At 71.8% G+C, this 22645-nt stretch carries 24 protein-coding genes; 12 read left to right on the top strand and 12 right to left on the bottom strand.

Annotated features, from left to right (window positions below; all coding sequences use genetic code 11):
* Positions 1-12 precede the first annotated feature (12 nt).
* Complete coding sequence (locus tag ABKA19_RS09960) at positions 13-210, top strand: hypothetical protein (protein WP_353688763.1); 198 nt, start codon at positions 13-15, stop codon at positions 208-210.
* 90 nt (positions 211-300) lie between these two features.
* On the opposite strand, the gene ABKA19_RS09955 is transcribed toward ABKA19_RS09960, so the two are convergent.
* Positions 301-1311 (bottom strand): SDR family oxidoreductase, encoded by a 1011-nt coding sequence (locus tag ABKA19_RS09955; protein ID WP_353688762.1) that lies wholly within the window; start codon positions 1309-1311, stop codon positions 301-303.
* A 310-nt stretch (positions 1312-1621) separates the two neighbouring features.
* On the opposite strand from ABKA19_RS09955, the gene ABKA19_RS09950 reads away from it, so the two are divergent.
* The 4 genes from ABKA19_RS09950 (at position 1622) to ABKA19_RS09935 (ending at position 3862) form a co-directional block, all read left to right on the top strand.
* Positions 1622-1822: a hypothetical protein gene (locus tag ABKA19_RS09950; RefSeq protein WP_353688761.1), complete on the top strand. Its 201-nt coding sequence runs from the start codon at positions 1622-1624 to the stop codon at positions 1820-1822.
* Between the two features lie 45 nt (positions 1823-1867).
* Positions 1868-2425, top strand: coding sequence for a cysteine hydrolase family protein (locus ABKA19_RS09945; protein ID WP_353688760.1), 558 nt, complete (start codon positions 1868-1870; stop codon positions 2423-2425).
* A gap of 108 nt (positions 2426-2533) precedes the next feature.
* Entirely contained in the window at positions 2534-3574 is a 1041-nt protein-coding gene (locus ABKA19_RS09940) for a S66 peptidase family protein (RefSeq protein ID WP_353688759.1), read from the top strand.
* Positions 3575-3670: 96 nt separating this feature from the next.
* Entirely contained in the window at positions 3671-3862 is a 192-nt protein-coding gene (locus tag ABKA19_RS09935) for a DUF885 family protein (RefSeq protein ID WP_353689002.1), read from the top strand.
* 41 nt (positions 3863-3903) lie between these two features.
* Here ABKA19_RS09935 and ABKA19_RS09930 read toward each other — a convergent pair whose 3' ends face one another.
* The gene (locus tag ABKA19_RS09930) at positions 3904-5013 is read right to left on the bottom strand and encodes an NAD(P)/FAD-dependent oxidoreductase (protein ID WP_353688758.1); all 1110 of its coding nucleotides are present in this window, start codon (positions 5011-5013) and stop codon (positions 3904-3906) included.
* A 113-nt stretch (positions 5014-5126) separates the two neighbouring features.
* A complete protein-coding gene (locus ABKA19_RS09925) occupies positions 5127-5522 on the bottom strand; it encodes a DUF1398 domain-containing protein (protein WP_162375310.1) in 396 nt (131 codons plus the stop codon).
* Positions 5523-5759: 237 nt separating this feature from the next.
* On the opposite strand from ABKA19_RS09925, the gene ABKA19_RS09920 reads away from it, so the two are divergent.
* From ABKA19_RS09920 to ABKA19_RS09910, 3 genes are all read left to right on the top strand, one after another.
* Positions 5760-6293 (top strand): hypothetical protein, encoded by a 534-nt coding sequence (locus tag ABKA19_RS09920; RefSeq protein WP_353688757.1) that lies wholly within the window; start codon positions 5760-5762, stop codon positions 6291-6293.
* Between the two features lie 295 nt (positions 6294-6588).
* Complete coding sequence (yihG, locus tag ABKA19_RS09915) at positions 6589-7494, top strand: 1-acylglycerol-3-phosphate O-acyltransferase, YihG family (protein WP_502945758.1); 906 nt, start codon at positions 6589-6591, stop codon at positions 7492-7494.
* Positions 7495-7620: 126 nt separating this feature from the next.
* Positions 7621-8100 carry a YciI family protein gene (locus ABKA19_RS09910; RefSeq protein WP_353688756.1) on the top strand — a complete coding sequence of 160 codons (480 nt, stop codon included), beginning with the start codon at positions 7621-7623 and terminating at the stop codon, positions 8098-8100.
* A gap of 113 nt (positions 8101-8213) precedes the next feature.
* Here ABKA19_RS09910 and ABKA19_RS09905 read toward each other — a convergent pair whose 3' ends face one another.
* Entirely contained in the window at positions 8214-8429 is a 216-nt protein-coding gene (locus tag ABKA19_RS09905; protein ID WP_353688755.1) for a hypothetical protein, read from the bottom strand.
* A gap of 277 nt (positions 8430-8706) precedes the next feature.
* On the opposite strand from ABKA19_RS09905, the gene ABKA19_RS09900 reads away from it, so the two are divergent.
* The 4 genes from ABKA19_RS09900 to ABKA19_RS09885 all read left to right on the top strand — a co-directional run bounded on the left by ABKA19_RS09900 (position 8707) and on the right by ABKA19_RS09885 (position 13355).
* Entirely contained in the window at positions 8707-9627 is a 921-nt protein-coding gene (locus ABKA19_RS09900; protein WP_353688754.1) for a M14 family metallopeptidase, read from the top strand.
* Between the two features lie 90 nt (positions 9628-9717).
* Complete coding sequence (locus tag ABKA19_RS09895; protein WP_353688753.1) at positions 9718-10665, top strand: HDOD domain-containing protein; 948 nt, start codon at positions 9718-9720, stop codon at positions 10663-10665.
* A gap of 124 nt (positions 10666-10789) precedes the next feature.
* Entirely contained in the window at positions 10790-11209 is a 420-nt protein-coding gene (locus tag ABKA19_RS09890) for a BlaI/MecI/CopY family transcriptional regulator (RefSeq protein WP_353688752.1), read from the top strand.
* Entirely contained in the window at positions 11202-13355 is a 2154-nt protein-coding gene (locus ABKA19_RS09885) for a M56 family metallopeptidase (RefSeq protein WP_353688751.1), read from the top strand. The genes ABKA19_RS09890 and ABKA19_RS09885 overlap by 8 nt, the downstream gene beginning before the upstream one ends.
* Positions 13356-13397: 42 nt before the next feature.
* On the opposite strand, the gene ABKA19_RS09880 is transcribed toward ABKA19_RS09885, so the two are convergent.
* The 8 genes from ABKA19_RS09880 to flhB all read right to left on the bottom strand — a co-directional run bounded on the left by ABKA19_RS09880 (position 13398) and on the right by flhB (position 22630).
* Positions 13398-15263: a chemotaxis protein CheA gene (locus tag ABKA19_RS09880; RefSeq protein ID WP_353688750.1), complete on the bottom strand. Its 1866-nt coding sequence runs from the start codon at positions 15261-15263 to the stop codon at positions 13398-13400.
* A 13-nt stretch (positions 15264-15276) separates the two neighbouring features.
* On the bottom strand, positions 15277-15900 hold the full coding sequence (locus tag ABKA19_RS09875) for a protein phosphatase CheZ (RefSeq protein WP_353688749.1): 624 nt from the start codon (positions 15898-15900) through the stop codon (positions 15277-15279).
* A complete protein-coding gene (gene cheY / locus ABKA19_RS09870; protein ID WP_353688748.1) occupies positions 15897-16289 on the bottom strand; it encodes a chemotaxis response regulator CheY in 393 nt (130 codons plus the stop codon). The genes ABKA19_RS09875 and cheY overlap by 4 nt, the downstream gene beginning before the upstream one ends.
* A 49-nt stretch (positions 16290-16338) precedes the next feature.
* Positions 16339-17082, bottom strand: a complete 744-nt coding sequence (locus ABKA19_RS09865) for an RNA polymerase sigma factor FliA (RefSeq protein ID WP_353688747.1) — start codon at positions 17080-17082, stop codon at positions 16339-16341.
* A complete protein-coding gene (locus ABKA19_RS09860; RefSeq protein ID WP_202935564.1) occupies positions 17079-17960 on the bottom strand; it encodes a P-loop NTPase in 882 nt (293 codons plus the stop codon). Before ABKA19_RS09860 ends, ABKA19_RS09865 begins: the two co-directional genes overlap by 4 nt.
* Positions 17947-19353, bottom strand: coding sequence for a flagellar biosynthesis GTPase FlhF (gene flhF, locus ABKA19_RS09855; RefSeq protein ID WP_353688746.1), 1407 nt, complete (start codon positions 19351-19353; stop codon positions 17947-17949). The genes ABKA19_RS09860 and flhF overlap by 14 nt, the downstream gene beginning before the upstream one ends.
* A gap of 47 nt (positions 19354-19400) precedes the next feature.
* A complete protein-coding gene (flhA, locus tag ABKA19_RS09850; RefSeq protein WP_502945774.1) occupies positions 19401-21407 on the bottom strand; it encodes a flagellar biosynthesis protein FlhA in 2007 nt (668 codons plus the stop codon).
* 77 nt (positions 21408-21484) lie between these two features.
* The gene (flhB, locus tag ABKA19_RS09845; protein WP_353688744.1) at positions 21485-22630 is read right to left on the bottom strand and encodes a flagellar biosynthesis protein FlhB; all 1146 of its coding nucleotides are present in this window, start codon (positions 22628-22630) and stop codon (positions 21485-21487) included.
* Between the last annotated feature and the right edge of the window lie 15 nt (positions 22631-22645).

Here is a 22645-nt window from a genome sequence, read left to right as displayed (position 1 = left end):
CTGGAGGTGCGCATGACCCCGCTCGACAAGCCCCTGCGCCGCGAACTGCAGGTCGATGACCGCCTCTTCACCCTGACGATCTCGCCCGAAGGCCTGAAGCTGGTGCCGAAAGGGCACCGCAACGGCTTGGAGCTGGCCTGGACCGACCTGGTCAACGGCGATGCCGCGCTGGCGACGGCACTGCAAGCGTCGCTGGGCAACACCGGCTGAGCCCGCCGCGCGCTTGCCGAAGGCATTGACGGCCCGAGGCGGGCGCGCCGGAATGGCCGGGCGCCTATCGGCGCGGCATGACGGCGCGCTTCAGCCCTTGGGACCGCCCATCACCGGCAACACGATGCCGTTGACGTAGGATGACATCACCGGCGAGGCGAGGAACACGAACGCCGGCGACAGTTCTTCCGGTTGCGCCGGCCGGCCCATGGCGCTGTCGCTGCCGAACTCGGCGACCTCCGCGGCCGGCTTGTCGGCCGGGTTGAACGGCGTCCAGACCGGGCCGGGCGCCACCGCATTGACCCGGATCCCGCGCCCGAGCAGGTTCGCGGCCAGGGCCTTGGTGAACGCATGGACCGCGCCCTTGGTCGCCGAGTAGTCGATCAGGCCGGGGCTGCCGAACAGACCGGTGACCGAGCCGCAGTTGACGATGGACGCACCGCGTTCCATGTGCGGCAGGCAGGCGCGCGCCATCTGGATGTAGCCGGCGACATTGGTCTGCAGGGTTTCCTGCAGGTGCGCGTCGGTGAGGTCCTCGAGCCGGTCGGCGTGCAACTGGAAGCCGGCGTTGTTGACCAGCACGTCGATGCGCCCGAACTTGCGCGCGATGCGCTTCACCGCGCGGTTGCAGAATGCCGGATCGCGGACATCGCCCGGGACCAGCACCGCGGTGCGTCCCTCGGCCTCGACCCAGCGCGCAGTCTCGCGCGCGTCCTTGTGCTCGTTGAGGTAGAACAGCGCCACGTCGGCGCCTTCGCGGGCGAACAGCACCGCCACCGCACGCCCGATTCCCGAGTCGGCGCCGGTGACGATCGCCTTCATCCCGGCGAGCTTGCCGCTGCCGACGTAGTCGCGCGCCTCGAACCGGGGCGCCAACGCCAGGTCGGACTCATGGCCGGGCTTGGCCAGGTGCTGCGCAGGCATGCGCACGGGCTGGCGGCGAACGCCGGCCTGTACCGCCTTCTTCGGCGCAGCCTTCTTCCCGGGCTTGGCATCCTTCCTGTCGATGCCCGATTGCAGCTGGCGTTGCCGCGCTGCGGTGCGGTTCGCCGTTGCGGCGCTGTTGCCGGCCCGCGCGCGGGATCCCTTCGGATTGGCCATGGAGTCGACCCTCTGCAATGCGATGCATGCAGCGTGCGAAACCCTTGGTCGCCATTGCGTGATGGGAGCGTGGCGCCGGTGCGGTACGCAGCCCATAGGGGGCGACCGTTCACGCGTCGGTCATCGCGACCGGCGGTCGGACGATGCGCTACTGGTCGCGCGCTTCGTTGCACTCATAGGTTCAATGGCGAAGCGATGCAAGCAGTCAATGTGAACCGCTTCACATTCCAACAAAAACCTTCCGCGTCTTTCATCTACGATAAATCCGGCTCGCGCCCCAATGAAAATCCCAGTCCCTGGAGGACCGGCAATGGTCGAACGTCGCGAATACTCGCTCGTGGAAGCGGGTGACACCTGGGAGGTGCATGTCTCCGATCGTCGCAATCCGGTGGCCGTGTACCGCGATCCGGACCACGCTCTTGCCTATATACGCGAGGCCGCGCGCCAGCGTAGCGACCTGGATGGAATCCAGGGCGACATCGAATCGGATGCCCTTGCGGACCTCGGCTGAGGCGCACTGGCCCGGGCCCGCGCACCGTCGGGGGACGGCCTTCTGATGGCGCGCACGGCGCTGCTCGTGCTGGACATGTTCAACCTGTTCGATTTCCCGGACGGGCAGGCGATGGCCCGGGCCGCGCGCCGGATCACACCGGCGCTGCTTCGGTTGCGGCAACGCTTCGACCGCGCCGGCGCCCCCGTCATCCATGTCAACGACAACTTCGCGCACTGGCGCGGCGAGTTCGCCGACCTGGTCGAGCGCTGCCGCGCCAACGGCGGTACGCCGGCCTGGATCGCCGCAGCGCTCGCCCCGCAATCGGACCACTACTACATCCTCAAGCCGCGGCACTCGGCCTTCCTGGGCACGGCGTTGCCGGTCCTGCTCGCGCAGCTGGACGTGGCCAGGCTGGTGATCGCCGGCATCGCCACCGATTCGTGCGTGCTGGCGACCGCCCAGGACGCCAAGATGCGCGAGTTCGGGATCTGGGTGCCCTCCGACTGCGTCGCTTCGCGCAGGGCGGCGCTGGGCCGGCGCGCGCTGGCGCTGCTGGCCGAATCCATGGGAGTGCGGACCGATCCTGCCAGTGCGATCCAGGCGGTGTTTCCCCGCGGCTGAGCCGCGGTGCAGTGCGATGTGCACCTGGGAGGGCGGCGCTGGGCCCGGGCGCGGATCCCCCCCGGTTGCTACCCTCGGCGGATCATCCACCGGAGAGGATCGGCACGCATGCATCGACGGCAGTTCCTGGGAGGCGCCCTGGGCGCGTCGCTGTTGCCATGGATGGCCGGCAGCAGCCCGGCGTTCGCCGCCGTGCGCGGTCGCCTGCTACCACCGCCGCTGCAACCCGGCGACACCGTCGGCCTGGTCAGCCCGTCGTCGGCCACCGATGACAGCTTCAGCCTGCAGCTGGCGCGCGAGGCGATGGAGGCGCTGGGCTTCAAGGTGCGCACCGGCGAGCACTACGGCGCGCGATGGGGCCACCTGGCCGGCACCGATGCGCAGCGGGCCGGCGACCTCAACGCGATGTTCGCCGACCGCCAGGTCAGGGCGATCGTGTGCGTGCGTGGCGGCTCGGGTGCGGCGCGGCTGCTGCCGCTGCTGGACTACGACGCGATCCGGCGCGATCCCAAGGTGCTGCTGGGCTACTCGGACATCACCGCGCTGCACTGCGCGATCCAGGCCAGGACCGGCCTGGTCACCTTCCACGGGCCGATCGGGTCCGGCAGCTGGAACCGCTTCAACGTCGACCAGTTCCGGCGCCTGTTCCTCGAGCGGCAATTGATGGAATACCGCAACGCCGCCGACCCCGGCGACGAGCTGGTCCAGCGCAGCAACCGCACGATCACCCTCCGCGGCGGGAAGGCGCGTGGCGAGCTGGTCGGCGGCAACCTGTCGGTGCTGGTGGCGCTGGCCGGCTCCTCCTACCTGCCGGCGTTCGACGGGCGGATCCTGTTCCTGGAGGACGTGGCCGAAGCGCCGTACCGGATCGACCGCATGTTCAGCACGCTCAAGCTGATGGGCGCGCTGGACCGGATCGCCGGCTTCGTCTTCGGCCAGTGCACCGACTGCGACCCCGGCGACGGATACGGCTCGCTGACCCTGGAGCAGATCCTCGACGACTACATCCGGCCGTTGCGCATCCCCGCCTACCGCGGCGCCATGATCGGCCACATCCGCGAGCAGTTCATCCTGCCGGTCGGTGGCGTGGTGGAACTGGATGCGGACGCGGGGACGTTGCGGATGCTCGAGCCGGTGTTCACGGGCTAGGGACACCGCGCAGCCGGGCCGCCATGCCTGCGTTCGCCCGAGCGGCCGTAGCGGCGCCCGCCGCCCGCGCCTGTCCATCTCCCGATCCGCGACGTGATGTGCTCGTACAAGGTCGGCCACCTGAAGATGGTCGAACTGCGCGAGCGCGCACGCGCGCAGCTGGGCGACCGCTTCGACATCCGCGCCTTCCACGACCTGGTGCTGGGCAACGGCGCCATCCCGCTGGCGGTGCTGGAAGCGACGGTGGACGACTGGATCGCGACCACGCTGGCGGCGCCGGCGGGCTGACCGGCACCGCTTGTGCACCGGTCGTGCAGGCCGGCGCGATCTCAGCCGCCGCGCCGGTGGAAATACACCTGGCTGGCGGCCCAGCGCAGCGGCGGCGAGTGCAGCAGCAGGTCGAAGGGCCAGTCGAACTGCAGGTGGTCGTAGGCCCAGCGCAGGGCGCGCTTGAGGCGGAACCTGGGCGCGGCGTCGATGGCGACCCTTTCGGCAGGCGGACCGCCGTCGCGCAGGCGGCGGGCGATGGCCTCGCCGACCGTCCAGCCGTGGGTCCAGGCCGAATGGATGCCGCCCGCGGTTACCGGCGATACCACGCCGGCCGCGTCGCCGACCAGGATCGCGCGGTCGCGCGCGAGGTCGAACACCGGCCCGCTGCACGGAATCAGTCCGGCCCGCGTGCTGCCGGGGCTGAGCTGGCGTGGCAGGCCGGCGGCGACCCCGACGCGCAGCAGGAAGCCGTCGATGTCGGGCAGGCGTGCATGGGCCGGGTCGTGGCGCAGCGCCAGGCCGGCCTGGATGCCGGTCGGGCTCTGGGCGATCCAGCCGATGTAGCCGGGTGCGTAGCGCTTGCTGATGAAGCAGTGCAGTGCGCCGGGATCGGCAAGCAGCGAGCCGGGGAATTCGTACTCGATGCCATAGAGGAACTGGCGCACCTGGCCCAGGCCGCAGTGCCGCGCCACGCGCGAACGCGCCCCGTCGGCGCCGACCAGATAGCGGGTGGGGCCGACGCCTTCCACCTGCCATCCATCACCCGCCCGGATGCAGCCGGTGAACGCCTGGCCTAGGCGCAGGTCGACCCCGTTCTCCCGCATCCGCCCGGCCAGCCAGCGCATGGCGGCGGGCGTGTCGGTGGTGTGGAAGTAGTAGCCGGGCGCGGCCAGCGCGACCTGCTCCAGGCTCGGCGCGTACAGGCGCACCTGTTCCACGCGCCGCACCAGGGCGGCCGGCAGCTGGCCGAGCAGCGTCGCCTCGGCGGCCTCCTTGACGATGATGCCGGTGGTGCGCAGCTTCGCGCCCGGATCGCGCTTGCGCTCGAGCACGACCACGTGCAGGCCGCGCTGGGCCGCGGCGATGGCGCAGGCGGCGCCGGCGAAACTGGCGCCGACCACCACCAGGTCGGGGGCGGAGCGGGTGGCGCGCGGGGGAAAGGCTTCCATGGTCGTTCCGGCGGGGCGGGACCGGGAAGCTACGCGCGGCATGCGGCGCGTGTGTGGGGCCAGGGTGAAGCGAGGCCGCGCGGCGGACGCGCGACGCCGCGCGTGCCTGGCTGTCAGTCCGGGAACTTCTCGACGTGGACCTCGCCGCGGCGGCCGTAATAGCTGACGTGGCGCCCGTCGATCCACACCGTGTAGCCGATGCATCCGGCCGCCATCGACAGCCGCTTGAACTGCGGATACATCACCACGCCGCGCTGGGACCCGGCGATCGCCGCGCGCAGGGCGGCGATGTCCAGCATCGCCGGGATCGGCATCTCCGGCGTGTCCAGTGCCAGGTCCAGCGGTGCGCCGTCGCGCGGATAGTAGGTGGTGCGGCCGCTGCGGTAATCGACGGTGTAGGACTCCACCCCCGCGACCACCATCAGGCCGACCACCTGGCTGAACTGCAGGCGGCCCTCCGACGAACCGGCGGCGGCCTCACGGATCAGGTCGAGGGTCGGGGAGGGCATGCGGGCTCCGGGGTGATGCGCGCGACGACAGGGTAAAGCGAACGGAAGCGGCGGCGACAGCCGGACTGTGCGTGGCCGATCGTGAGGAAAATGCATGGGAACGGTTAAGGCCGCTGGATCCGCGCGGAGGAGGCGGCCGCAAGCCTGAACCGCTGCCCGATACAGGCGATTCCGGCTCACGCCTCGGCGACCGCACGCATGCCAGCCTGCGCGCACCCCCACTGCCGGCAGAAGGCCATGAACCTCCTTTCTTCCGTGACCGGCGAGATGTCCGACAGCAAGGTCGCCGCCGTATTCGACGACGAGTCCGAAGCGCGTGCCATCGCCCGCCAGGTCCAGCACATGCTGCACATGCAACCGGCGCAGGTCCAGGTGGTAACGCCGCACGACGCGCGTCCCGGCCGCAAGCTGGAGCCCGAAGGCCGCGGCATCTTCCGCACGATCCTGGTCGCCCACTACCGCCTCGGGCTCGCCGGCCTGGGCTTGGGCGCGCTGCTGTTTGCCTGCCTTTACCTGGCCGGCCTGGAGCCGGTGGTGCTGTCGCCACGGCTGGCGGCGGCGCTGATCATCGGCTACGGGGGCGTGTTCGGCCTGATGGCCGGCGGCCTGGTCTCCCTGCGTCCGGACCACGCCCCCTACGTGGCCAAGGTGCGCACCGCCCTGGACGAAGGACGATGCGCGATCGTGGTGCATGCGTTCAACGACAGCGAGCGCGATCGTGCGCAGGAGGTCCTGGCGGCCCATGGCGGCGAGACGATCCGCACGCTGTAGCTGCCGGGCCACAGGGGTCCAGCTGCCGCGGGTGGGCCACATCGGCCAGTGCCTCGGCCCGGCCCGTACTCACGCTGCGCCAGCCCCATGCCGCTGGTAAACCGGCAGCGGCAGCCGCCGATGCGGATCGACGGTTAACGCGGGGGCGGTGGGCGCCGCGGCGCCACGTCGCATCGCTGCGACGCTGCACCGGTCAGCAGGTAGCGACTGTTTCCGTTACGGCGTATGCGCCGCTACTGGCGTCAGGCGGGTGTTTGATACCCTTCGCAGCCCTGCATCGCCCGGAAAACCGCTGGTGTCCCTACTGATCGGGTTGCGTCTTGCGTCGATCCTGTTGCTGGTCGTGGCCAATACCCTGGTCCACGCCTTGCCGCTGTTGCTGGTAGGCCTGTTCAAGGCGGCGCTGCCGCTGGCCGCCGTGCGGCGGGCCTGCAACCCGTTGCTGACCGGCCTGGCCGAGAACTGGATCGCGGTCAACAGCGCGATGATCGACCTCTTCACCTCGGCGCGGTTCGACGTCGACGGCGCCAGCGACCTGCAGCGCGACGGCCATTACCTGGTGCTGGCCAACCACCAGAGCTGGGTCGACATCCTGGTATTGCAGAAGGTGTTCAACCGGCGCATCCCGCTGCTTCGCTTCTTCCTCAAGCGTTCGCTGTTCTGGGTGCCGGTGCTGGGGCTGGCGTGGTGGGCGCTGGATTTCCCGTTCATGGGCCGCTACAACCGCCGCCAGATCGCGCGCAACCCGGAACTCGGCCGCCGCGACATCGAGGCCACGCGCCGTGCCTGCGCCAAGTTCCGCGACATCCCGGTGGCGGTGATGAACTTCGTCGAGGGCACCCGCTTCACACCGGCCAAGCACGCAGGCCAGGCGTCGCCGTACCGGCACCTGCTCAAGCCCAAGTCCGGCGGCGTGGCCTTCGTGCTCGACGCGATGGGCGAGGGGCTGCATGCGATCCTGGACGTGACCATCGCCTACCCGGCGGGCCGGCCGTCGATGATCGACCTGATGGCCGACCGCGTGCCGCGGGTCAGCATCCGCGTGCGCCAGCGGCCGATCCCCGCCGACCTGGCCGGCGGCAACTACCAGGACGACCGTGCCTTCCGCGCGCGTTTCCAGCAATGGATGAACGGGCTCTGGGAGCAGAAGGACGCCGATCTCGAGGCCATGCTGGCGTCGCCGGTCGACCGGGCCGGCTGAGCCATGCGGCATTTCCTGGGCCGTTCGATGCGGCCCGTGGGGAGGCTGGCGGCCGGCGCGGGCGGGGACTACGATCCCGGCCATCGCCGCCGTTGCGGCGTGCCACGCCAGCCTGGAGCCCCGCGCATGAGATGGCCAACCGTTCCTTTGCTGCTGGCCCTGCTGGCGGCACCGCCGGTGTTCGCAGCCGGACCCGTTGCGCCGGCCTACGACGAGGCCCTGGCCCGGCGCGTGGGTGCCGACGAGTACGGGATGCGGCCGTACGTCCTGGTGATCCTCAAGACCGGGCCCAAGCGGATGCCCGACGGCGAGGCGCGCAATGCGATGTTCGCCGGGCATTTCGCCAGCATGGAGCGCCTGGCGGGCGAGGGCAAGCTGGCGCTTGCCGGTCCCTTCATGAAGGACCCGGACGGCTGGCGCGGGCTGTTCGTGTTCGCGGTCGAGGATATCGAGCAGGCGCGTGCGCTCACCGCGACCGACCCGGTCATCGCCAATGGCGAGATGGTGGCCGAATACCACCGCTGGTACGGCAGCGCGGCGAACATGCTGCTGCCGGAGCTGCACAAGCAGCTGGTGAAGCCGGCGGTGGCGCCACCGGCGCCCTGAGCCCGGGATCCACGCGGGATCGTGCGCGCGGCGCACGCCGGGCTGGCGGGGTGGGGCGGATGCGCCGCGAACGCCGTTGCCGGGGTCGCGCCGCCGGTTCCGGTTGCGGCCGCCTACTTGCCGGGCTTCTTCCCGTCTTCCTTCGCGGCCTCCTCGATGCGGGTGAGCACGCGCGTGTTGCCCAGCACTTCGATCCGGCCGCCGGCCTTGCGGAACGCTTCCAGGTCGCCGGAAATGCGCTCGCTGGTCAGCGAGCCGCCGCTCTTGCCGCTGTCACCGGCGGGCCTGCGGTCGGCAGAGGGTGGGCTTGGGGGTTTGCGGGTGGCCATGCAGGGCGGGTCTCCAGTGCGGGAGGTTCGTCGGGAAGGCCAGCACCCCCGCGGTATTCCGTGGGAGGTGGCGGCGGCGGGGACGTGCGGAGGTTCCGCGCGATCAGGGCAGGGATGGCGGGCGGCGATCCGGTGGGCCGGAGCGGCGGGCGCCTCGACGAGCCTTGTCTCCGATCCTACTCCATCGGCGTGAAGCGGGCCCGAATGCGGGCCGCCCCGTCCGGCCGACGGCGGGCCGCTGCTAGAGTGGTCGCCCGTTTCCCGGCCCGGTGCTTCCATGACGCCACGACACGCCCATCCGATCGGAACCCCCGGCCAGCCTTGGGGGGAGGCGGAGCGCAGCCTGTGGCGCTCGCGCCAGCGTCGCCAGCGCAGTTATGCCAGCGACGTGCTCGAAGCGGTCGCGCACCTGCATGCGCACTGGGACGTGCAGCCCTATGGCGAGCTGGACTATGCCCCGGATTTCTATCCCCTGGTCGCCCTGCACAGCGCCGACTGGAGCCATGACCGGCCGATCGCCCTGGTGACCGGGGGCGTGCATGGCTACGAGACCAGCGGCGTGCACGGCGCGCTGCGTTTCGCCGCCGGGCACGGCAGCGCCTACGAGGGCCGCATCAACGTGCTGGTGGTGCCCTGCGTGAGCCCGTGGGGCTACGAGCACGTCCAGCGCTGGAATCCCGCCGCGGTCGATCCGAACCGGTCCTTCAGCGCGCACGGCAAGGCGCTGGAGTCGATCGCGCTGATGCGGCTGCTGGCGCCAATGCAGGGCCGCTTCCTGGTGCACATCGACCTGCACGAGACCACCGATACCGACGAGAGCGAGTTCCGCCCGGCCCTGGCCGCGCGCGATGGCAAGCCATTCCAGCCGGAAGGCGTTCCCGACGGGTTCTACCTGGTCGGCGATTCGGAGAATCCGCAGCCGGCGTTCCAGCAGGCGGTCATCGCCGCGGTCGAGCGGGTCACGCATATCGCGCCGGCCGACGCCGACGGGAAGATGATCGGCTCGCCGGTGGTGGCTCACGGGGTGATCAACTACCCGGTCAAGTCGCTGGGCCTGTGCGCCGGCGCCACCGATGCGCGTTACACGACCACGACCGAGGTCTATCCGGACAGCCCGCAGGCCACCCCGGAACAGTGCAATGCCGCGCAGGTGGCCGCCGTGCGCGCGGCCATCGACTACGCGCTCGCCCACGGCTGACCGTCGCGCGCGCCGGCGCGGCCGTGTGCCGGCACGGCGGTTGCTACCATCGCGCCTGGCGCAGGGTCACGCAGTGAGTGCAGGGGACGGATGTCGACATTGGCCTGGATCGGGTTGCCGGTAATCGCGCTCGCGGCGGGGGGCTGGTGGTGGCGTTCCCGCCGCACCGGCGCCGCACCGGCGACGATGGCGCCGCGCGTCGAATCGGCTGCCCAGGCCGGCGCCGAAGCATTCGCAAGTGATGGCGGATGGGCCCTGGCCCTGGTCGAGCTGGCGGGCATCGGCGGGGACGCCGCCACCGCCGATGCGGGCGCCTGCGCGGGTGCCGCGCAGGTCCTGTCGCGCTTCGCCTCCGAACCGCAACGGCTGCCGCGGCGACCGCAGCTGCTTCCGCAGTTGCTGGGCATGCTCAACGACGACGCTTCCTCGGCGCGCGACATCGCCGTGTTGATCGCGCGCGATCCGGCGCTGGCGGCGAACCTGCTGAAGCTGGCCAACAGTCCCATGTACCGGCTCCAGTCCACGCCCGTGGAAGGCCTGGAGCGGGCCGTGGCCCTGCTCGGGACCGAGGGCGTGCGACGGATGCTGGCGGTGGCGCTGATGCAGCCGGTGATGCGCACCGAGGGCGGGGTGCTGGGCGAGCTGCCCGCCCGGCTCTGGGAACACACCCAGCATGCGTCCGCATGGGTGGTGGAGGCGGCGCGTCGGGAAGGCGTCGACGCCTTCGCCGCCCAGCTGCCGGTCCTGCTGCAGGGATTGGGCGCGATCGTGGTCGTGCAGGCCCTGCGCGACGAATGCATGCGTGCGGGCCAGCCAGCGCCACCCGCGGTTGCGATCGCCAGCCTCCTGCAGCACTGGTCACCGCGGATCGGCCGCCTGGTGGCGCAGGAATGGCAACTGGCGCCCGCGCTGCTGGCCGCGCTGGCGGGACAGGCCAGCGGGGTGCCGCACGAACGCGGATCCCTGGCTGGCCTGCTCGCGCAGGCGAGCGTCGAAGCGGTGGCGCGGATGCGCGACGGGGCGGCCGCCCGGGACTGAGGCGCCTGGATCGCGTTCCAGGCCGATCGCTCCGGGACCATGACTTTTGATCTAGACAAGAATGTCTAGACAAGTTTGTCTGGAGGGTGCACGATGCGGCCGTCGCCATCGTGGAAGCCCGCCGATGTCCCGTTCGAACACGCGTCCACCCAAGCCCACCGCCGCCGAGCTCGACCTGCTGCGGGCGATCTGGCGGCTGGGGCCGTCCACTGCGCGCGAAGTCCACCAGGCGCTGCAGGCCGACCGGCCGGACATGCAGCCGGCCACGGTCCTGCGCCTGCTGCAGGTGATGCACGGCAAGGGCCTGGTGGTGCGCGACGAGAGCCAGCGCTCGCACGTCTATGCGGCCGCGCATGCGCAGGACGCGTTGCAGACCAACCTGCTGGGCGAGCTGATCCAGAAGGCGTTCGCCGGCTCGGGCAAGGCCCTGGTCCTGGCCGCGCTGGACGGGCATGTCAGCGAACGCGAACGCGCCGAGATCCGCCGCCTGCTCGAGCAGGGCCAGGACGATTCCGCCGGCCAGGGGGGGAAGGACCATGCATGAGCTGACCGATACCCTGGTGCCGGTGCTGGGCCGGGCGCTGCTGCACTTCCTCTGGCAAGGCACCCTGGTCGCGCTGCTGGCGGCGATCGCGCTGCAGTTGTTGCGCGATGCGCGGCCGCAGCTGCGCTACGCGGTCGCCTGCCTGGCGCTGCTGGCCTGCGTGCTGGCGCCGCTGGGCTACATCGCCTGGGCATGGCCGCGTGCTTACGTCGCTGCCGGCTCGGTGCTGCCGGCCGCCGCGGCGCTGGCGCCCGCGCCAGGCAACGCGATCGCAGCCATCGCCGCGCCGCTGCGCCACGCCGGCGAAGCGGTGCGCGGGGTCGAGGCCTTCCTGCCGGCGGTCGTGCTGCTCTGGGCCGCCGGCGCCTGCACGCTGTCGCTGCGGCTTGCCGCGGGCGTGTGGTGGCTCGGACGCCTGCCGGTGCTGGCCTCGCCGCAACTCCAGCGCAGCTGGCAGCAGCGCCTGGATGCGCTGGGCGAACGCTCCGGCCTGCGCCGCGTGGTGGCCCTGCGCCTGGTGGCGGCGCTGGATTCGCCGGTGGTGGTGGGCTGGTGGCGGCCGGTGGTGCTGCTGCCGGCCTCGTTGCTGACGCGCTTGCCGGCCGATTACCTCGAGGCCCTGCTGGCCCACGAACTGGCCCACGTGCGACGCCACGACTACCTGGTCAACCTGCTGCAGGGCGTGGCCGAGGCGCTGCTGTTCTACCACCCGGCCACCTGGTGGCTGTCGCGCCGCATCCGCGTCGAACGCGAACACGTGGCCGACCGGCTAGCCGCCGAGGCCACCGGTGACCCGCGACGGCTCGCGCTGGCGCTGGCGGCGCTGGCCGACCACCAGGCGAGCCTGCGCGCCCCCCCCGAACCGGCACTCGCCGCCCTGTCTCCCACTGGAGGACCGCTCATGAAACGGATCGAACAGCTCGTACGTCCCGGACACGCCACCAGCGGCGGGCGCATCGTATTTCCGCTGCTGGGCCTGGCCGCCGCGGGGCTGGCCTTCTACGCCCACGCGCACCGCGACCCTTCGGCGTCGCCGGCGGGAATGAATGTCTTCAATTCCACGCCTTCAGTGGCGATCGGCACCGCGGCGCCGGCGGCGGCGACGGTGCCGCGCGGCGGCGTCGTCGCCGCGGTGGCGCAGGCATCACCGACGCCGGCCGCGCGCGCTACCACCGCCGTCCGGGCGACCCCGGCCGCGGTGCCGACGGCAAGCGCGTCGGTCGCCACCGCGCCTGCGGCACCGCCGGCGCCACCATCGCCGGCGAACGTCCCGGCACCGCCGGCGCCACCCGCACCGGCGACGCCGACGGCGGTGCCGGCGCCTCCCGCGCCACCGGCGCCGGCCCGTCCGGCGAACGTGCCGGCCCCACCGGCCCCGCCGGCGGTGCAGGTACGCATGCACGGGAACGGCGGCGAGTCGTACGCGCTGGTGGGCAACGGCAGCGACGGTTACCTGATGTCCGGCTCCAGCGATGACATGCCGCAGATCGAAGCGCTGCGGCGCTCGATGAAGGGCGACTTCCTCTGGTTCCGCCGCGACGGCAAGGCCTACGTGGTGACCGATCCGGCCACGCTGGCGCAGGTGCGCAAGTCGTGGGCCGGCGCCGATGCGCTGGGCGAGCGCATGCGCGTGCTCGGTGACCAGATGGACGGCCACGGCCGCAAGATGGAGGCGATCGGCCGCGAAATGGAGAACCTGTCCGACGTCGCCGAACCGGCCGCGATCGAGGCAGCCTCGCGGCAGATGGAGGTGCTCGGGCGCCAGCAGGGCGAAATCGCCGAACGCCAGGCGCGCCTGTCCATCGCGATGATCGACGCCGACGAGCGCAAGCGCGCCGCGCTCGAGCAGCAGATGCGTTCGCTGGCCGAGCAGCAGGAAGCCGTGTCGCGCCGGATGCAGGAGCAGTCGCTGCGGATCGAGGCGGAGGCCGAACGCCACCAGCGGCAGCTGCAGCCGATGGAGGGCCTGTCGCGGCGCATGGAGGAAGCCTCGCGGCCGATGGAGGCCCTGGGCAAGCAGATGGAAGGCCTGGGCAAGCAGATGGAAGTGGTCAGCCAGCGTGCCGAGCGCGAGACCCGCCAGCAGATCGACCACGCGCTGGAAACGGGCCTGGCGCGCCCGCTGTCGCCGACGCAGCGGCAGTGATGGCGGGCGGGAAAGCGGGCCCCGGCGCGGGGCCCGGCTTCCTCAGCCCGAGGCCCGCAGTCCGTCGACGTCGAGGATCAGGGCCAGGCGGCCATCGCCGATGAGGGTGGCGCCGGCATAGCCGGGCAGGCCGCGCAGGGCGCGCGGCAGCGGCTTGATCACCACCTCCTCGCGGCCGCGGACCTGGTCGACGATCAGGCCGAAGCGTGAATCGCCCATCTGCAGCACGACCACGGTCAGCAGCGCGGTGTCCTGCGGCTCGATGCCCAGCCAGCGGCGCAGGTCGAGCAGGGCCAGGGTGTGGCTCTGGCGATCCAGCACCGGGCGCCCGTCGAACCAGCCCAGCGACTTCGGTGTGGCGTGCAGCACCTCCTGCACCCGCGCCAGCGGCAGCGCATAGACGTCCTCGCCGGCCTGGACCAGCAGCGTCGGCAGGATCGCCAGGGTCAGCGGCACGCGGATCATGAAGCGGGTGCCGCGCCCGAGTTCGGACTGGATCTGGATCTGGCCGCCGAGCTCGCGGATGCGCGACTGGACCACGTCCATGCCCACGCCGCGGCCGGAGATGTCGGTGACCTCGGCCTTGGTCGAGAAGCCGGGCAGGAACACCAGGTGCAGGCACTCGTCCGGGCCGAGCCGGGCGGCGGCTTCCGGGTCGAGCAGGCCCTTCTCGCGGGCCTTGGCGCGCAGCCGCTCCGGGTCGATCCCGGCGCCGTCGTCCTGCACCTCGATGCTGACGTAGTCGCCTTCCTGTTGCGCCGACAGGCGCAGCCGGCCGACCCGGGGCTTGCCGGCCGCCTCGCGCAGTTCCGGCGATTCGACCCCGTGGTCGATGCCGTTGCGGACCAGGTGCACCAGCGGATCGGCCAGCGCCTCGACCAGGTTGCGGTCCAGTTCGGTCTCCGCGCCCACCATCTCCAGCTCGACTTCCTTGCGCAGCGAGCGGGCGACGTCGCGGGCCACCTTGGGGAAGCGCGAGAACACCTTGCCGACCGGCTGCATGCGCGTGCGCATCACCGCCGATTGCAGGCGCGCGGTGGCCACGTCCAGGGTGCCCACCGCACGGTCGAGTTCCTCGTCCTTCAGGCGCACGCGCAGGGTCTTGAGCCGGTTGCGCGCCAGCACGAGCTCGCCGATCAGGTTGACGATCGCGTCCAGCCGGCGCGTGTCCACGCGCACGGTCTGCTCGGCCTCGACCGGTGCCGTTGTGCGCGGCGGTGGTGGCGTGGCCGGTCGCGGCGGCGAGGCGGGCACCGCCGGCGCGACGTGCGTGGCCGGTGCCGGCGCCGCCGGGGAGGCGCCCGGTGCGGCGCCGCCGTGCAGCTGGTCGAGCAGTGCTTCGAACTCGTCGTCGTCGATCATGTCCGGCGCCGGCCGGGCGGCCGCCGGCTTGGCCGGGGGCGGGGCGCTGCCGGGTGCGGCGGCGCCATGCAACTGGTCGAGCAGGGCTTCGAACTCGTCGTCGCCGATCATCTCCGGCGACGCCGGGGAGGTCGCGGACGGGGCAGGGGCCGGTGCCGCGGCGACGACCGGGTCCAGGCTGAACTGCGCGATCAGCTCGGCCGGCGCGTGCGCCGGTTCGGTTCCGGCGCCGACCGCATCGAGCATGGCCTGCAGCCAGTCGAGCGATCGCTGCGCGGCGTCGAAGTGCTGCGCCTCGAGCGCGGCCTGGCCAGCGCGCACGCTGCCGAGCGTCTCCTCGGCGGCGTGGCACAGTTCCACCATCGGGGTGATGCTGAGGAAGCCGGCGCCGCCCTTCAGGGTGTGGAAGCCGCGGAACACCGCGTTGAGCTGGTCGCGGTCGTCCGGCGCATGTTCCAGCGCGACCAGCTGCTCGCCGAGGCGGTCCAGGATCTCCTGGGCCTCGACGATGAAATCAGCCGCGATCTCCGCGGTCACTCCGCTCATGGCATGGGTCTCGTTACAGGCCCAGGTCGGCCAGCAGCGCGTCGGCGTCGACCTGGGTCACCGCGTGGCGGTCCAGGCCGTGCACGGCGGGGCCGGCCAGCGCCGGGCCGGGGGTTTCCTCTCGCGGCGGCAGCCCGAGCGCGCCGAAGCCCTCGTGCACCTTGCGCACGATGCCGGCCACCCGGCGGATGATCTGCCCGGTGAGGTCCTGGTAGCTCTGGGTCAGGCCGATCTCGGTGAGGTTGTGGCGGATCCTGTCCAGCACTTCGTCCTGGCGCGCGGAGACGCCCTCGATGCGCACGCTCTCGAGCAGGTCGCGGCACTGGTCGGCCAGGTCCAGGGTGCGGTGGGTGGCCTGTTCGGTCACCGCCACCACGTGGTCCAGGCGCGCGCAGGCATCGTCGAGCTCGACCGGGCGGCCGTCCTCCTCGGGCGTGCGCGGCAGTTCGCCCAGGGCCTGGCTCAGTTCGCGCGCCAGCCGGCCCAGGCCCTGCACCAGCGGCCGGGTGCGGGCGGAGGCGAGCGCGTCGATCACCGCGCGCATGGAGGTCTCGTCGCCGCGCTCGAGCGCATCCAGGGCCTCGTGCAGGCGCTGGATCAGCGCGGCGCGTTCGGGGGACACGGCCACCGCGCTCATGCGGTGGCCGCCAGGCGTTCGAAGATCTTGCCCAGCTTCTCTTCCAGGGTCTGCGCGGTGAACGGCTTGATGATGTAGCCGTTCACGCCGTTCTGCGCGGCCTCGATGATCTGTTCGCGCTTGGCCTCGGCGGTGACCATCAGCACCGGCAGGGTCTTGAGCTTTTCGTCTGCGCGGATCGAGCGCAGCAGGTCGATGCCGGTCATGCCGGGCATGTTCCAGTCGGTGACCACGAAATCGAACGGAGCCGAGCGCAACGCGGCCAGGGCCGTGTGGCCGTCGTCGGCCTCGGCGGTGTTGGTGTAGCCCAGATCGTTGAGCAGGTTCTTGACGATGCGACGCATCGTCGAGAAGTCGTCCACGATCAGGATGCGCATGTTCTTGTTCACTTCTTGCTCCGTTTCAGGGTGGTGCGGTGTAGCGGGTGGGAGGCGCCGGCTATTCGTCTTCCAGCCCGGCGTCGCGCGATTCGTACTGGCCCAGGCGGCCGCGCAGGCGCAGCACGGCCTGGCCGTGGATCTGGCACACGCGCGACTCGCTGACCCCGAGCACCGCGCCGATCTCCTTGAGGTTCAGCTCCTGCTCGTAGTACAGCGACAGCACCAGCTGCTCGCGCTCGGGCAGCAGGCCGATGGCCGCGGCCAGCTCGCGGCCGAAGTCGCTGCGTTCCAGGACCTGCTGCGGGGTCATGCCGCCGCTGTGGATGGTCACCTCGCCGTGGTCCTCCACGTGCGAGTCCAGGCTCAGCACCTGGCCGCGCGAGGCGTCCTCGAGCAGGCGCAGGTACTCGGGCAGCGGCATCTCCAGGTGCGCGGCCACTTCCTGCGGGCTGGCGGCGCGGCCGGTGGCCTGCTCGATCTGGCGCACCGCGGCGGCGGCGTCGCGGGCGCGGCGGTGCACCGAGCGCGGCACCCAGTCGCCGCGGCGGATCTCGTCGATCATCGAACCGCGGATGCGGATCGAGGCGTAGGTCTCGAACGAGGCGCCCTGGTCGGGGTCGTAGCTGCGCGAGGCCTCGATCAGGCCGATCATGCCGGCCTGGATCAGGTCGTCGACCTCCACGCTGGCCGGCAGGCGCGCCGCCAGGTGGTGGGCGATGCGGCGCACCAGGTCGGCATGGCGGGCGACGGCGTCGTCGGCCACGCTGCGCTGGACCGCGCGGTATTCGGCCAGGGCGTTCATGCCGCCGCTCCCTGCCGCACGCCCTGCGCGAGCAGGCGGTCGACGAAGAATTCGATGTTGCCGCGCGGGCTGGCCGGGGCTTCCCAGCGCGCCGCGCGGCGGGCGATCTCGGCGATGGCGCGGGCCGAGGGGCTGGCCGGGTAGGCGGTGGCGACGGCCTGCTGGCGCTGCACCGCCATCCGCAGCCAGTCGCACTGCGGCACCGCGCCGAGGAAGTTGAGCGAGACATCGCCGAGGAAGCGCTCGCACACGCGCGATAGCTTGTCGTAGAGGCCGCGGCCCTCGGCCGGGCTGCGCACCATGTTGGCCACCACCTGCACCCGGTCCACGCCGCGCTCGCGCGAGAGGACCTTGATCAGGGCGTAGGCGTCGGTGATCGAGGCCGGCTCGTCGCAGACCACCACCACCGCGTCCTGCGCGGCCTGGCAGAAGGTCAGCACGCTGTCGGTGATGCCGGCGGCGGTGTCGACGATGAGGATGTCCAGGTCGCGCTGCAGCTCGTTGAAGACGTTGACCAGGCCCACGTGCTGGGCCGGCTGCAGTTCGGCCATGTGCCGGCGGCCGGAGGCGGCGGGCACCACCAGCATGCCGTTCGGGCCTTCGAGGATGACCTCGTCCAGCTCGCAGCGGCCGGAGACCAGGTCGGCCAGGGTGTTCTGCGGCGACAGCCCCAGCAGCACGTCGACGTTGGCCAGGCCCAGGTCGGCGTCGAGCAGGAGCGTGCGCTTGCCCAGGCCGGCCAGCGAGGCGGCCAGGTTGACCGACAGGTTGGTCTTGCCCACGCCACCCTTGCCGCCGGTGACGGCGATGCTGCGGACGGGGGCCAGGCTCGGGTTGGCGGTGTTCAGGCTCAAGGGCGGGTACTCACGCGGCGGCATGGTCGTGCTCCGGGATGTTCGGCTTATCGGCCGCGCGGCGCAGATCTTCAAGGCGAAGGACCAGGCTGGCGGCATTGGCGCGGTGGAGGTCGTCGGGAACGCGCTGGCCGTCGGTCACCCAGGTCAGCGGCAGCTGGTGGTCGACCACCACCGACAGGGCGCTGCCCAGGCGGCCGGTCTCGTCCAGCTTGGTCAGGACCACGCCCTGCGGCTTGGCCGGGCCGAAGCGGCGCACGACCTCGTCCAGGTCGGCGTAGTGCGAGTTGGCCGGCAGCACCAGCAGGGTGCGGACCTCGCGCGCGGCGCGCAGCCAGTGGAGCTGGTTGGCCAGGGCGCGGTCGCGCTGGCCCAGGCCGGCGGTATCCACCAGCACCAGCCGGTAGTCCTGGAGGCGCTGCAGCAGGCCGATCAGGGCCGCGTCGCTATCGGCTTCGTGCACCGCCACGCCCAGCTGGCGGCCGTAGCTGTAGAGCTGTTCGCGACCGCCGATGCGGGCGGTGTCGGTGGTCACCAGGGCGACGTTGCGCGCGCCGTGCTCGGCGGCGTAGCGGGCGGCCAGCTTGGCGATGGTGGTGGTCTTGCCGGCGCCGGTCGGACCGACCAGGGCGATCACGCCGCCCTGCTCCAGCGGGTCGGCCGGGCACACCGGCAGCCGCCGCGAGATCAGGCCCAGCATCAGGCCGCGGCCGCGATGCGGGGGCGTGTCGGCCGGCAGCTGCAGCACGGTGTCGCGGGTGATGCCGGCGTCGAAGCCGTAGTCCTCCATCAGCTCCATCGCCTGCAGGCGTACCGCCGAGCCGCGCAGGCGTTCGTCGGTGAGGCGGTGCATTTCGCGCTCGATCATCTGCCGCATCTGCGCCAGCTCCTCGCGCATGGCCACGAGCTGTTCGTCGTTGGCCGGCGCCGGGGACGCGGGCACCGCGGACAGGTGGGCCGGTTCGGATCTGGCCGGCGCCGTGGCCGGTGCGGGTTCACCGGCGTCGGCCGCACGCGCCGCCACCGCCATCGTCGGCTGTGCCGGTTCCGGCGCCGACGCCTGCGCGGCGACCGGCGCCGCGGCCGGCGTGGCCAGCGCGGCCGCCATGGCCGCGGCGAAATCCGGGGTCATGCGCGGCGCGGGCGCCGGCTGCGGCACCGCCGGTGCCGGCGGCAGGTTGTCGAGGAAGGGATTCGGCCGCGCGGCGGCGCGGGCGGCGGCCTCGGCCTCGGCGCTGCGCTGCGCATCGACCAGTGCCTTCTGCACCGCGTTCTCGTCGTAGTTGCTGGCCGCCACGATCTCCACGCCCTCTTCGGTGCGGCGGTTGGAGAGGATCACCGCGTCCGGGCCGTGCTCGGCGCGGACCATGCGCAGCGCGGTGCGCATGTCGGCGGCGACGAATCGTTTGATCTTCATGACTGCTCCTTACCCGCTCGTTCGTTACCGCGTTCTTGTTCCGTCGGTCAGCTGATCGTTCCGACCAGCTTGAGCCGCTTGTCTTCCGGCACCTCGGTGTAGGCCAGCACCGACAGCGAGGGCACGCTGTGGCGGACCAGCCGCGCCAGCGCGGCGCGGACCGTCGCCGGCACCAGCACCACCGCCGGTTCGCCGCGGGCCTCCTGCCGCCCCGCGCAATCGGCCAGGCTCTGTTGCAGCCGCTCGGCCAGTCCGGGTTCCAGCGCGGCGCCGGAAGCGCCTTGCGCGGAATCCTGCAAGACCCGTTCCAGAGGCGCGGCCAGGGTGAACACCGGCAGCTCCGGCGCGGCGCCGGCGATCTCCTGGACGATGAAACGGCCGAGCGAGTTGCGTACCGCGGCCGTCAGCACGGCCGGGTCCTGGGTATGGGCGCCATGCTCGACCAGCGCCTCGGCGATCTTGCGCAGCTGGCGGATCGGCACCCGCTCGACCAGCAGGTTCTGCAGCACGCGCACCAGCACCGACAGCGACAGCGTCTTCGGACTGAGGTCCTCGGCCAGCTTGGGCGCGCGCTTGGCCAGGGTGGCCAGCAGTTCCTGCACCTCCTCGTGGCCCAGCAGTTCCGGCGCGTGCTCGCGGACCAGGTGGGAAAGGTGGGTGGCGACGACGGTGGCCGGGTCGACCACGGTGTAGCCCATCGATTCGGCCTGGGCGCGCTGGTGCGGCTGGATCCAGGTCGCGTCCAGGCCGAACGCCGGATCCTTGCCCTTGATCCCCTCGATCGCGCCCAGCGCGCCGCCGGGATCCAGCGCCAGTTCGCGATCCGGATGGATCTCGGCGGTGGCCACCGGCACGCCGTGGACCAGCAGCCGGTAGTGGTTGGCCTGCAGTTCCAGGTTGTCGCGGATGTGCACCGGCGGCACCAGGAAGCCGATCTCGTGGGTCAGCTTGCGGCGCACCGCCTTGATCCGCGCCATCAGTTCGCCGCCCTGGCCGCTGTCGACCAGCGGGATCAGCCGGTAACCGACCTCCAGGTCGAGCGGATCGACCGGGCGCAGTTCGTCCCAGCCCAGCTCGGCACTGCCGCCGGCGCCGGGGGCGGGCAGGGCGCCGGCGATCTCGCCGCCGCCGTCCTGCTCCAGTTCGCTGCGCTTCCACAGCTTCCAGGCGCCGTAGGCCAGCGCCACGCCCAGTGTCAAAAAGGCGACATTGGGCATGCCCGGGACCAGGCCGACCACGATCAGGATGCCGGCGGCGATCGCCAGTGCCTTGTGCTGGCCGAAGGCCTGGCCGACCATCGCCTGGCCCATGTCCTGCGCGCGCGAGGCGCGGGTGACCAGGATCGCCACCGCGGTGGAGACCAGCAGCGCCGGCAGCTGCGCGACCAGGCCGTCGCCGATCGACAGCAGGGTGTAGGTGGAGGCCGCGTCGGCCACCGGCATGCCGTGCTGGAGCACGCCCACGGCCAGGCCGCCGATGAGGTTGATGAACAGGATCAGGATGCCGGCGATCGCATCGCCGCGGATGAACTTGCTGGCGCCGTCCATCGCGCCGTAGAAGTCGGCTTCCTCGCGCACCTCTTCGCGGCGGGCCTTGGCTTCCTCGCGGGTCAGCAGGCCGGCGTTGAGGTCGGCGTCGATGGCCATCTGCTTGCCGGGCATCGCGTCGAGGATGAAGCGCGCGGTGACCTCGGAGATGCGGCCGGAGCCCTTGGTCACCACCACGAAGTTGATGATGGTCAGGATCGCGAAGACGACTATTCCGACCGCGTAGTTGCCGCCGACCACGAATTCGCCGAACGCGGCGATCACCTTGCCGGCCGCGTCGTGGCCGCCCTGGCCGTTGAGCAGGATCACCCGGGTGGAGGCCACGTTCAGCGCCAGGCGCAGCATCGTGGTGGTCAGCAGGATGATCGGGAAGATGGTGAAGTCCAGCGGCCGCTGCACGTAGACCACCGCCAGCAGCACCACCAGCGAGATGGCGATGTTCACGCTGAACAGTGCGTCCAGCAGCATCGGCGGCATCGGCACGACGATCATCGCCAGCAGTGCCATCACCGCCAGCGGCGCGCCGAGGCCGTTGCGGGCCAGCTCGAGCAGGCGGCGCGACAGCGGCGGGGCGGGCACCGCGCTCACCGCCGGTCACCCTGGCCGGGCGCGAACTCGTCCACCGCCACCTCGCCCAGCTCGGGCGAGGCGGGCGCGGTGCCGGCGCGCCAGGCGCGCAGCTGGTAGACGTAGGAGAGGACCTGGGCGACAGCGGCGTACAGTCTCACGGGGATTTCCTTGCCGAGCTGGCCTTCCCGATACAAGGCGCGTGCCAGAGGCGGGGCCGAGACGATCGCCACCCGGTGCCGGTCGGCCACCTCGCGGATCCGGTGCGCGACCTCGTCCACGCCCTTGGCCACCAGGGTGGGCGCGCGCATGCTGCCGCCGTCGTACTTGAGCGCCACCGCGTAGTGGGTCGGGTTGACCACGATCACGTCGGCCGCCGGCACCGCCTCCATCATCCGGCGCTGCGACAGCTGGAACTGCATCTGGCGGATCTTGCCCTTGACCTGCGGGTTGCCCTCGCTCTCCTTCATTTCGTCGCGCAGTTCCTGGCGGGTCATCTTCAGCTTCCGCAGCCAGTTCCACTTCTGGTACGGCGCGTCCAGCGCGGCCAGCAGCGCCAGCGCGCCGGCGGTCGCCAGCAACAGCCGCCCGGCGAAGTGCAGGCCGGTGCGGCTGGCGTCCTCCAGGCTCTGGTTGGGCATGGTCCGCAGCACGTCCATGCCGTGGCTCAGGGTCAGCACGGCGGCCGTGCCCACCAGGGCCACGCGCAGCAGCGACTTGGCCAGTTCGGCCAGGCCCTCGGGTCCCCAGGTTCGCTTGATCCCGCTGAGGGGGTTGAGGCGGCCCGGGTCGGGCACCAGCGACTTGCCGGAGAACTGCAGCCCGCCCATCAGCAACGGCGCGGCGAAGGAGGCCAGCAGCGCGGCCAGCACCAGCGGCAGCATCACCCAGGCCAGTTCCAGGACCAGCAGGCCCATGTGCCCGAACAGCAGGCCGGGTTGGTCGAGCAGGGCCGGGTCCGGACGCAGGGCGCCGCGCATCCAGTTGCGCGAGCCGCGGGCGATCATCGGCCCGGCCGCCATCAGCGCCAGTACGCCGGCGCCGAACACCGCCGCCGTCGCCAGTTCGCGCGAGCGCGCGATGTTGCCCTTCTCGCGGGCCTCGCGCAGGCGTTTGGCACTAGGTTGTTCGGTACGTTCCTGGCCGTCCTCGTTCTCGGCCATCGCCGGCTCCGGTGC

This window comes from Pseudoxanthomonas sp. Soil82 (assembly GCF_040446535.1).
In the GTDB taxonomy this organism is placed as follows: Bacteria; Pseudomonadota; Gammaproteobacteria; order Xanthomonadales; family Xanthomonadaceae; genus Pseudoxanthomonas; species Pseudoxanthomonas kaohsiungensis.
This window is presented reverse-complemented; position numbering and strand designations above follow the sequence as displayed.